Annotated in this window: 2 protein-coding genes and 1 pseudogene; 2 read left to right on the top strand and 1 reads right to left on the bottom strand. The window is 73.2% G+C overall.

Features of this window, described 5'->3' with window-relative positions:
- On the top strand, positions 1-695 hold a 695-nt coding region (locus tag AOK11_RS37690; RefSeq protein WP_420903047.1), incomplete at its 5' end, for a class I SAM-dependent DNA methyltransferase.
- Here the strand turns inward: AOK11_RS37690 and AOK11_RS37685 are convergent.
- Positions 690-1,100 (bottom strand): annotated as a pseudogene (locus AOK11_RS37685) (long-chain fatty acid--CoA ligase); the annotation flags it as partial. The gene AOK11_RS37690 and the pseudogene AOK11_RS37685 overlap by 6 nt on opposite strands.
- A gap of 346 nt (positions 1,101-1,446) precedes the next feature.
- Here AOK11_RS37685 and AOK11_RS37680 point away from each other — a divergent pair.
- Positions 1,447-2,526 (top strand): 3-oxoacyl-ACP reductase (locus AOK11_RS37680; protein ID WP_055598122.1); only part of this gene is annotated, 1,080 nt, incomplete at its 3' end.

The raw sequence follows: 2,526 nt of genomic DNA, 5'->3' as shown, positions 1-2,526 counted from the left end.
CCCCGGCCCCCGACCACATCGTCGCCACCCGCGCCTTCTACGACGCCGTGGCCGAGGACTACGCCGACCACTTCCGCGACGTTTTCGCCGCCCAGCACCTGGAGTTGGCGCTGCTGGCCGGATTCGCCGGGCTCGTCGGAGCGGGCGGCGCCGGTGGTGAGGTCGCCGACCTCGGATGCGGTCCCGGATGGGTGACGGCCCACCTGGCCTCCCGCGGCCTGGACGTCTTCGGCCTCGACCTGTCGGAATCCATGCTCGGGATCGCCCGCCGAGAGAACCCGGGCCTGCGGTTCGAGCAGGGTTCGATGCTGGAGCCGGGCATCCCGGAGGGCACGCTGGCCGGCATCGTCTCGTGGTACTCGAGCATCCACACCCCGCAGGACGAGTTGCCGGCGCTCTTCGCCGGTTTCCGTCGACTCCTGGCACCCGGGGGCTACCTGCTGCTCGCCTTCCAGGCAGGCGAAGGAGTCCGTCACCTCGAACGTCCATTCGGCCACCTGGTCGCCCTGGACTTCCAGCGACGCCGCCCGGACCGGATGGCCGAGCTCCTGGAGGCGGCCGGGTTCACACTCGTCCTGCGCTCCGAGCGGGCCGCGGACGAGGAACAGGGCGAGTCGACCCCTCAGGCGTTCCTCATCGCCCGCACACCGCACGCCGGCCACTCCCCGGACCATGCGGCCGCCGACGGTTCATGAGCCCGGGTACAGCCCCTCCACCTCCTCCGCGAAGTCGCGGAGGATCGCTTCGCAGCGCAGCTGCATGGACGGGGTCAGGCGGCCCGCGTTCTCCCGGAAGTCGAAGGGGAGCACGGTGCAGCGGCGGTTGGACTCGGGGCGGGAGAGCGTCCTGTTGACCTCGTCGACAGCGCGTTGCAGGACTGCGCGCAGTTCCTCGTCGTCGACCAGAAGCTCGGCCGGGACCGGGTGCTTGCCGTTCATCCGGCGCCAGTGGGTGATGCCGTCGAGGGCGAGGGTGATCAGGGCGGAGACGTAGGGGCGGCCGTCGCCCAGGACCACGCACTGCGAGATCAGGGGGTGGGAGCGGAGCCAGTCCTCCAGCGGGGCCGGGGCGACGCTCCTGCCGCCCGCCGTGATCAACGTCCCCTGGTGGGAGGCGGTGGCGTAGGGGCCGTCGGAGCGGGCGAACGGGATGCGGGTACCGCCGATGACCGCGACGCGCCGCACCGCGGCCGGCTGCGTCGGCCGCGCGGGCTCCACCGACCGTGCGGACCCCACCGGTTCACGCGGCTCCACCTGTTCGCTCGGTTCGCACGGCTCGCACAGCTCGCTCGGTTTCCGAGGGCTCATCTCGACCCGCTCCTCACACCGACGTAGGATTACCGCTGGTAACCTTACTTCGGAGTAAGTTCTGCCGGAATACGTGCACCAGCACGTACGCATGTACGTGCAGACGCACACCGGACGCATCCAGGGCTGGGAGTCGCACATGGCCGACCGCTATCTGAGCTTCACCGGGACCACGCCCGGCCGCTTCCTGAGCCGTCGGCTGGGCCTCCCCCGGCCGGCCTCGCTGAAGCGCTGGTCAGCGGCTCGGCCGGACCTCGACGGCGGTCTGCTCCACCTCACCGCCGGCAAGTCCGGCCTCGACCTCGCTCCCGTCCTCGCCCGCACCGGCCTCTCCACGGGCGAGCCCGGCGACGCGAACGACACCGGCCACCCCGCCGCCGTCGTCCTGGACGCCACCGGGGTGCGCGACGTGGATGACCTCGCCGGGGTGCACGCGGCCCTGCATCCCGTCGTACGGTCGGTCGCCACGAGTGGCAGGGTCGTCCTGCTCGGCTCCCCGCCCGACGCCGCCGACCACCACCAGGCCGCCGCCCAGCAGGCGTTGGAGGGCTTCGCCCGCTCCCTGGGCAAGGAGATCGGCCGGGGCCGCACCGTGAACCTGGTCCGCCTCACCGACGCGGACGCCGCCGAGTCCACCCTGCGCTTCCTGCTCTCGCCCAAGTCGGCGTACGTCAGCGGCCAGGTGATCGAGGTCGGCGCCGACGCCACCGCCACCACGGCCGCGGCCGCCGCCGACCAGGGGGGCCTCCCCCTCGCCGGACGCACCGCCCTGGTCACCGGCGGTGCCCGCGGGATCGGCGAGGCGGTCGCCTGGACGCTGGCCCGGGACGGCGCCCAGGTCGTCGTGCTCGACGTGCCGCAGGCCGAGGCGGACGCCCGGCGCGTCGCCGAACGGCTCGGCGGCCTCGCGCTCCCCCTCGACATGACGGCCGCCGACGCGGGCGCCCGGATCGCCGAGGCACTCCCCGACGGCCTGGACGTCCTCGTCCACAACGCGGGCATCACCCGGGACCGGCGGCTGGCCAACATGCCCGCCGAACGCTGGGCCCCGGTGCTGAAGGTGAACCTGGCGAGCGTGCTGCGCACCACCGACGCGCTGCTCGCCGCCAGAACCCTGAAGCGGGGCGGGCGGATCGTGGCGACGGCGTCCATCGCCGGGATCGCCGGGAACACGGGCCAGACGAACTACGGGGCCTCCAAGGCCGGCGTCATCGGCCTG

It is taken from the genome of Streptomyces hirsutus (genome assembly GCF_001418415.1).
Classification (GTDB): domain Bacteria; phylum Actinomycetota; class Actinomycetes; order Streptomycetales; family Streptomycetaceae; genus Streptomyces; species Streptomyces hirsutus.
The sequence above is the reverse complement of the archived record's forward strand: the minus strand, read 5'-3'. Positions and strand labels throughout refer to the sequence as shown.